Source organism: Candidatus Electronema sp. TJ (assembly GCF_048287355.1).
Taxonomy (GTDB): domain Bacteria; phylum Desulfobacterota; class Desulfobulbia; order Desulfobulbales; family Desulfobulbaceae; genus Electronema.
In genome coordinates, this window is the sequence record NZ_JBLWEP010000084.1 from 1 (window position 1) to 7,137 (window position 7,137).

General features: G+C 54.7%; 11 protein-coding genes. 10 read left to right on the plus strand and 1 reads right to left on the minus strand.

From position 1 onward, the window contains the following. The first annotated feature begins 296 nt into the window (after positions 1-296). The 10 genes from ACNKID_RS07455 (at position 297) to ACNKID_RS07500 (ending at position 6,355) form a co-directional block, all read left to right on the plus strand. Complete coding sequence (locus ACNKID_RS07455; protein ID WP_417912813.1) at positions 297-533, plus strand: hypothetical protein; 237 nt, start codon at positions 297-299, stop codon at positions 531-533. 29 nt (positions 534-562) lie between these two features. Beyond that, positions 563-799, plus strand: coding sequence for a hypothetical protein (locus ACNKID_RS07460; RefSeq protein ID WP_417912814.1), 237 nt, complete (start codon positions 563-565; stop codon positions 797-799). A gap of 65 nt (positions 800-864) precedes the next feature. Then, entirely contained in the window at positions 865-1,656 is a 792-nt protein-coding gene (locus ACNKID_RS07465; RefSeq protein ID WP_417912815.1) for a leucine-rich repeat domain-containing protein, read from the plus strand. Between the two features lie 331 nt (positions 1,657-1,987). Beyond that, positions 1,988-2,395, plus strand: a complete 408-nt coding sequence (locus ACNKID_RS07470; protein ID WP_417912816.1) for an ADP-ribosylation factor-like protein — start codon at positions 1,988-1,990, stop codon at positions 2,393-2,395. Beyond that, entirely contained in the window at positions 2,392-2,550 is a 159-nt protein-coding gene (locus ACNKID_RS07475; RefSeq protein ID WP_417912817.1) for a hypothetical protein, read from the plus strand. The genes ACNKID_RS07470 and ACNKID_RS07475 overlap by 4 nt, the downstream gene beginning before the upstream one ends. Before the next feature lie 88 nt (positions 2,551-2,638). After that, entirely contained in the window at positions 2,639-3,067 is a 429-nt protein-coding gene (locus ACNKID_RS07480; RefSeq protein ID WP_417912818.1) for a hypothetical protein, read from the plus strand. Between the two features lie 196 nt (positions 3,068-3,263). Beyond that, positions 3,264-3,689 carry a hypothetical protein gene (locus ACNKID_RS07485; protein ID WP_417912819.1) on the plus strand — a complete coding sequence of 142 codons (426 nt, stop codon included), beginning with the start codon at positions 3,264-3,266 and terminating at the stop codon, positions 3,687-3,689. 25 nt (positions 3,690-3,714) lie between these two features. Then, positions 3,715-4,059: a hypothetical protein gene (locus ACNKID_RS07490; protein ID WP_417912820.1), complete on the plus strand. Its 345-nt coding sequence runs from the start codon at positions 3,715-3,717 to the stop codon at positions 4,057-4,059. Between the two features lie 128 nt (positions 4,060-4,187). Continuing rightward, the gene (locus ACNKID_RS07495; protein ID WP_417912821.1) at positions 4,188-5,354 is read left to right on the plus strand and encodes a hypothetical protein; all 1,167 of its coding nucleotides are present in this window, start codon (positions 4,188-4,190) and stop codon (positions 5,352-5,354) included. Positions 5,355-5,542: 188 nt separating this feature from the next. Continuing rightward, complete coding sequence (locus ACNKID_RS07500) at positions 5,543-6,355, plus strand: L,D-transpeptidase family protein (RefSeq protein WP_417912822.1); 813 nt, start codon at positions 5,543-5,545, stop codon at positions 6,353-6,355. Positions 6,356-6,393: 38 nt separating this feature from the next. On the opposite strand, the gene ACNKID_RS07505 is transcribed toward ACNKID_RS07500, so the two are convergent. Then, the coding region (locus tag ACNKID_RS07505) for a UPF0280 family protein (RefSeq protein WP_417912823.1) at positions 6,394-7,137 on the minus strand (744 nt) is incomplete at its 5' end.

Sequence of the window (7,137 nt, forward strand, 5' to 3'; positions counted from 1 at the left end):
CAGCTTGGCGGACACGCCGTTCTGTCTGCATAATTCAGTCTGTTGGATTATGATAGTTCGCGGTGGCAGCATAATATGCTGAAGGATATGCCAGCACTTCTGCCCTGTCAAGTTCGAGGAAGCCGCCGCCGCTTCAAGCGCCAAGAAGTCCTGCTCCCTTGTATTTCGCAAGGCTCCTGCCTCCCTGTCCTTGCCCTTTGCAAGGCTGCTCCTCAGCTCTTCCCCATAAAACCGCGCCTGCCGTGCTGCCTGTTCTGGCACGGGCTTTGCTTACTCTTCCCCGGAGGTAACTTGAAATGATCGGTATACGACAGAAGTTGATGCTCGGCTTTGGCGGCTTGCTCGCGGTCATTGCCATAGCTGGGGCAATGACAATGACCGGCTTGGACGCGCTCGGCCAGGCGCTCAGTCTGGCTTTGCATGAGAACTGCCGCAGCGTGGCCGCCTGCCAGGAGATGAAGGACGCGCTGGCGCAGATGAACGACGGCCTCTTCCTCCTGCTCACTGGGGAGGAGGCCGTGGACGCGGCGTAAATCTCGGCGCAGGAGAGCCGAGCTGGCGCATGACATCCGCCAAGGCAGGCTGGATCTTGTCCTTGAGGAAGGCGGCGGACAAGGCCTGCACCTTGGCTGTGACCATCACCCCCCATCCTGACATGGCTGTCCGGCCCTGCGCAGACTTCTTCCAGCAGCTCAGAAAGCAGTTCGGCAAGGACTGTCTGACGGTGCAGGTCAAGAAGGCGGAGGCGCGGCGGAAATCTGACGCGCGGCCTGTGGACAATCTGGCGCGCGGCCTGTAGATTGTCTGAAGGACGGCGTTGAGGTCGCCGGATTCCACACGACAACCACCGCAGGTGCGCAGGCTATGACACATGAAGAGCTGCTGCAAAGGATAGAGGAGGCCAGGGCCAGCGGGGCCGGAAGGCTCAACCTGAGCAACGAGGGGCTGGAGACCCTGCCGCCGGAGATCGGCCAGCTTGCCGGGCTGACCGAGCTGAATCTCTGGATGAACCGGCTGACCGAGCTGCCGCCGGAGATCGGCCAGCTGAGCAGCCTGAAGAAAATCAGCGTGGGCTACAACCGGCTGGCCGCCCTGCCGCCGGAGATCAGCCAGTGGCAGGAGCTGGATGCGCTTGACCTCAGCCACAACCAGCTGACCGAGCTGCCGCCGGAGATCGGCCAGCTGAGCAGCCTGCGCCTGCTCAACCTCGGCAGCAACCAGCTTGCCGAAATCCCCCCTGACATCTGCCTGCTGACCAAGCTGGAGTCGCTTGACCTCGGCTACAACCTCCTCGCCGCCCTGCCGCAGGAGATCGGCCAGCTTGCGGCCTTGAAAAGGCTCTGGCTTGACAGCAACAAGCTCCTCCTCCTGCCGAAGGAGATCAGCCAGCTCCAGCATCTCACCTTTATCAACGTCCGCAAGAACCGCATCAGCAGGCTGCCGGACGGCCTGTTCCATATCAAAAGCCTCCTCCGTGGGCTGTTTGACGGCAACCCGCTCGTCTCCCCGCCGATAGACATCGCCCGGCAGGGCATCAGGGCGGTGCGGCGGCATCTGACCGCGCAGGCAAGAAGCCGGATTCCCGGCGGCATGCTGCGCTCGTCCGGCTCTGACAAGCAGGGCAAAGAACGCGGCGCAGGCAGGAAGCGGCACTGAAGGCCCGCGCCTTGCAGAAAATCTGGCAGGCACCCTTGAGGATGATTTCGGCAGGGGCGGCCTATGTGTCCGCCCTTCCTGGCTCCTGGCTTATGAGCATGCTGACACCTGCCGAGCACGCATGCGTGCTCGCATCCAGCAAGCGTGCTTGCTCATACCCAGTGCGCATGCGTGCTCGCAGGCAGCAAGCGTGCTTGCTCAAATCCGGCAAGCGTGCGTGCTCGGAATGACACAGCGACCGACCAACCAACACCACAAGTGCGCAGGCGATGACGAATGAAGAACTGCTTAGGAAGACAGGGCGGACAAAGGCCAGTGCCCCCTCAACAAGGTGAAGACGCTCCTCATCGGCGACGGGGCGGCAGGCAAGACCTCGCTGGTCAGGCAGCTGCGCGGCGAGGTGTTTGACAATCACGAAGACACCACGTGCGGCATCATCATCCGGGGCAAACAGAAAGTCAGCGGGCGGAAGATCAGAATCAATATCTGGGACTCTGGTGGCCAGGAGACACAGCGCACAGACCTGCTGGGCTTGGCGCAGCCGAGGGTCAGGGAGGGGCTGGCAGGGATTGGCGATAAAACAGGCTTGAAGCCGGACGAGAAGCTGTCTTTTACAGGTTGTCTCGTCAGTGCTGTTGAGATTACGTCCACTCCCCCGCTCATCAGCTTCAACCTCACTGAGCTATTCAAGCAGATACGGGCTTTGGACAAGCAGTGGCAGCGGAAGGAGAGAAGATGAAGGGCAGCATCGAGGATGCCCTGATGCTGGAGGACCGTTCTGCATCATGGGCCAGCAGGGGAATCAGCGAAGCTCAGGGCTGCGGATCTCGCATACTGTTGCAGCATTCAAATTTCATGTGCTGTTCTGGTTGTTTTTTTATTGGTTTCTCTTGATTTGTCCTGCCATTTGTTTTATTCTATGTGAAGAGGAGGAGCAGGACTGTTTGCTGTGTACTTCTTTTCAGTCAAGGGGAGACGGATTATGTGGAAAAAAACAAGTATGATACTGGCGTTAGGACTGATGGGAGTTCCTAGCTCCGCAATGGCAGCCGGGTTGTTTGATCCTTTCTCAGGCATCGTCAGCGGCATAGCCCAAGGCTTGGCAACTGACAACAGCTTGGAGATGGATTCAAACTATGATCAAGGGGCTACCATGGGCGGCAACGTGGTGATCGGCAAGGCCTTTGATGATCCGCATCAAAGTGCTGAGATCGGCGGCCCCGTTATCATGGACAATGCGGCAGGCAAGGATGTGACGCAAGGTGTGAATGTCTTCAAAGGTGAGGTCGCTGTGCTGGCTATGCAGGGTGCCGTCATTGGAAGCGCGAAAATGGTCTCCAACAGCAGTCCCGGAAATTCTGTGCAAGGCATCAATGTGATCAGACCCTGTGGTAGTGCCGGCTGTGAGTGACTGTTCTGCGGCAGGAGTGTGCTGACGGCTGCGCGGTATGATTCAGTCTTCGTCTCCTGCCCAGAGGGTGATAATTTCAGCCTGAGCCGTATGCAAGTATTCATTGCATCGTCAGCATTGAGGAATGCTTGATGCTGATGAAAGCTCTCATAGATAAACGGCAGGCAAATTCCTGACAGCCGGAGGAGACAGTGATATGGTACGAAAGATTTGTTTGGCTGCCTCATTGGCAGGAGTGTTGCTGATGCCCTTGAAAAGCAAAAGCGCAGATCTCACTGTTTTCAACCAGTTTGTTGATGCTGCTAATGCGGGTTTGTTTCAAGGTGTCTCCGCTGCCAACGAGCTGACTTTGGATTCATACAGTGATGGCGACAGCGTCCAAGGTCTTAATGTAATTTCAGGAGTGACTTTTTCCGGCAAGGTTGTGCAGGTGGCGGATATTGAAGGAAGCTTATCCATGACGATGGCGGAAGGGGACAACATTGTTCAAGGGGTGAATATCTATCGCGGTGGCAATGCGGATGAAATTCAACAGGTTGCTGTTGTCGGCGGTGCATTGGTCATGACTTCACGCAACAATAAAGACGGAATTCAAGGCATCAATGTCATCACCAGCAACTGAGAAAGTCTGATGAAGAGAGGGCGTTATGAAGAAAATACTTTTTACGCTGTCTTTCATAGTGTGCATGTGTCTAGGCTGGCACGGGAATGGCCGCTGCGAAATCAAGAAAGTGTCGATTCCTGATGTGGACATTGCTCCAAGCCTGAAGTCGGTTATGAGCCAAAGGGACAGCATTCTCCAGAAAGAAGCTGTTACGCTACCAGCAGAAACATCTTCAATTAAAACCAATGGATATGCGATAGCCGAAGGGAACGTGATTGTGGACAGCTTGGTTCAGCCGAAATGTGTTTTTTACGGTAATTATAATGAAGGAAGCGGAGATGCATTTCAATCTATCAATGTTGACACAGTTATACTTGAATGCCAGTAGCTAACCGCTAGATAGAGTTTTGTCAAGAATTTCCAGCACTATTTTTATCTATCCTTTCTGGATGGATAATTTTCAATTGTTTTATTCTCTCCTGTCTCTCCTCATCCATTTTTCATTCGGAACATGCCATGGATATTTTTTGCAAAACCTCATGGCTGAGTGGAATTTTACTCCTGCTTGCAGGCTCAGGTTGTACAACCATCAATTCCTCAATGTCCAACATCACGGCAGAAACACCACATCCTGCCCTGACAAGCCTGACAGAAACATTGAAATGCATGGGAGGGAAGATCAACGAGGCAGAACAACTCAAAGGAGTACTACTGTTAGTTGATGATTTTTATGATGGAACCGTTCCTGTCGTCAGTGACATCCAAGTTGCGGCAGGGCGGTCTGTGCGAGGAGATGGTCCGCTGGCAGACGGCGGAAAATATGACTTTGAGGCGATTATTAAACGGACTGTCTCCGGCAACAAAATTATCTTGCCTTATTCCATGCCGCAAGGTCTGATGCTAGAAGACAAATATGGAAGAATTCCTCCCGAATATCTGATAGAACTTACAAAAATATATTCTGCTTCACATATTTTCAGGATAAAAGGAATTTTCACTCAAAATGATTCTGCTGATTATTACAATAAAGGCGCGAGTAGTGGTGGTGAAACAAAGGGAAAACATGGCGAGACGGAAATTGAATACGGCGTGTCCAAAGCATCCAGAAGTCTGTCTCTGGCTGTGCACATAGGAAATCCGCTTGCCAATACTATTATTGCGGCCACAACTCTGACGCTGAACACCTATACGGAATCAGACAAGTTTTCGGTTGGCCTTGGCTACGGCGAAGGCAGCATCAGCTTTGCCACGCAGTCCAAATTGCGCGAGGGGATTCACGGTGCACAGCGGACTCTAGTGGAAGCTGCCGCGCTGTGGGCTCTCAGAGGCGTATACCAGCATCTTGACCCTAAAAATCCTGTTGATTTTTCCCAATGTTTCGCAGTGAACGGTCCGTCTCCGAACGCCACTGTCACAGCGTATCAGCAATGGCTGAAGCTGAATGAGCGGCAGCGGATCAAATATCTCAAACTGATGCTGAAAGAACTCAAATATTATACCGGAAGTATCGACAGCACGTATGATGCGGACATGCAAAAGGCTGTCAGCCTCTATGAAATAGATCACAGTATGCTCATTCCTCACACAGAAAGCAATTTGGGAGATATTTTCATAAGTCTTTGCCTTCAAGTGGATTTGCCAAAAATAGAGAAAATGCTCAAGCAAAATGATGGCATTCTGTAAAGCCCACTGTCCGGCGGCGGAAAGAGCGCATTGCGGTTGACAGAAGGGCAGCAGGCCTTTTACAATATCTTTGCTCCACCTGCAAGGGAAGGAGCCGGGCGGCGGATGCCGCTTTTTTCTTGCCTCCGCCCACTGGTATTGATCTAAACAGACTAAATTTAAATCTCACCCCGCAAACCACGGCAATCATGCGCAGCAGCATTTTGTTCGGCTCTCTGCTTGGCACCTTTCTGGTCAGCCTTGTTTCCCTGTCTTCAGCCCAGCCCATGCTGGACGGCCTGCCGCCGACTAGCTCCAAGGCCGAGACTTTCATGAACAACGCCCGGCCCAGAGTGGAGCGGCAGCTCTCAGCCAAAGGAATGCGGCTCGGCGAGCCGGTCTTCATGCGGATATTCAAGCAGTCTAAGCAGCTGGAAGTCTGGGTGCGGAAGAACGGCAAGTTTGAGCTGTTCAAGACCTATCCGATCTGCGCCTATTCCGGCACCGTCGGCCCTAAAATGTTCGAGGGCGACCTGCAAAGCCCGGAGGGCTTCTACACTGTCTCCGGCGGTCAGCTCAATCCCCTCAGCAACTATCATCTCTCTTTTGACATAGGCTATCCCAATGCCGTTGACCGCGAGAACAGCCGCACCGGCGGTGCCATCATGGTGCACGGCAAATGCATTTCCCAAGGATGCTTCGCTATGGGCAACCTCCAAGTCGAGGAGCTGTATCTGCTCGGCCACCAAGCCTTTTTGCAGGGACAGAAGCAGTTCAGTGTCCATGTTTTTCCATTTCGTATGACCAAGGACAACATGCAGCGGAATAAGAACTCCAACTGGGCGGACTTCTGGGAGAACCTTAGGGAAGGCTACGAACTCTTTGAGCAGGAGCGGCAGGTGCCGATAGTCAAGGCGGAGGGAGGAAAATACGTTTTTCGCAAGGTGCCTCAGCCTCAGAACAGCGTTGTTATGATCAATCAGCGGATTGACATTCAAGACAAGACACCCGGGCGGTTCTGAGCGGCTGTAAAAGAGTCCCCGGTGCTCCTCTCCCGCTGTTACAGCTGCGTCAGCTCGACAGTTCCCCATGCGCCAAGGTGATCGCCGACGATCACTACAGCCCCGGTCACGCCTTCAATCTGCTTGGACAAGCCGACAGCCCGGCTGACGCTGCGGCTGTCCCTGCTTTTGACCTCGTTGCCCAAACGGGTGGCGGCGGCATCAGCTATAGCGGCTGAAGAGGCCAGCACAGCAGCAGCGTCGGCGACACCAAAGCTGAGCGAATGCCCCACCGTGCCTGAAGAGCAGCACAGGCCGCAGGGCAGCTGCTCAGGCTGAAGACAGATGCCGAGCTTGCCGCTCAAACGGGATGCCCCGGCATAGACAGCCACCACGCTGGGCTGCGTCCGGGCAAGAAAAAGGTCGCCGCCGTTCTCCACAATCACCTCTGTCAAACCCTGCCTGAGCAGTTCCCGCCCCACAGCTTCCGCAATCACTCCGGCCACAGCGGCCATCGGCCCGACACCGGCGGCCAGTCCGGCGGCCAACATGGCCTGCACCGGCTCCGGCGCACCGCTGTCCAAAGGCAGCGGCGACAAGCTGCTGAGAAAAAGCGGATGCTGGCGGATGTAGCCCTCAATCTCTGCCCGCACCTTGGCCACCGCCAGCAGGGCCATGTCTTCAACTGGCCTGTCTGCCAAGATGTGTAGATCAGTCTCCGCCATTTTGACTTCTGAGGCGACAAGACCGGAGTTCTGCACGCTGCGGTAGGTACGCTCCTGATAGGAGAGCGGTGTTTTCGC

Coding starts and splice junctions, on each gene's coding strand:
- ACNKID_RS07455 (WP_417912813.1), top strand. CDS start 297: ATGATCGGTATACGACAGAAGTTGATGCTCGGCTTTGGCGGCTTGCTC.
- ACNKID_RS07460 (WP_417912814.1), top strand. CDS start 563: ATGACATCCGCCAAGGCAGGCTGGATCTTGTCCTTGAGGAAGGCGGCG.
- ACNKID_RS07465 (WP_417912815.1), top strand. CDS start 865: ATGACACATGAAGAGCTGCTGCAAAGGATAGAGGAGGCCAGGGCCAGC.
- ACNKID_RS07475 (WP_417912817.1), top strand. CDS start 2,392: ATGAAGGGCAGCATCGAGGATGCCCTGATGCTGGAGGACCGTTCTGCA.
- ACNKID_RS07480 (WP_417912818.1), top strand. CDS start 2,639: ATGTGGAAAAAAACAAGTATGATACTGGCGTTAGGACTGATGGGAGTT.
- ACNKID_RS07485 (WP_417912819.1), top strand. CDS start 3,264: ATGGTACGAAAGATTTGTTTGGCTGCCTCATTGGCAGGAGTGTTGCTG.
- ACNKID_RS07490 (WP_417912820.1), top strand. CDS start 3,715: ATGAAGAAAATACTTTTTACGCTGTCTTTCATAGTGTGCATGTGTCTA.
- ACNKID_RS07495 (WP_417912821.1), top strand. CDS start 4,188: ATGGATATTTTTTGCAAAACCTCATGGCTGAGTGGAATTTTACTCCTG.
- ACNKID_RS07500 (WP_417912822.1), top strand. CDS start 5,543: ATGCGCAGCAGCATTTTGTTCGGCTCTCTGCTTGGCACCTTTCTGGTC.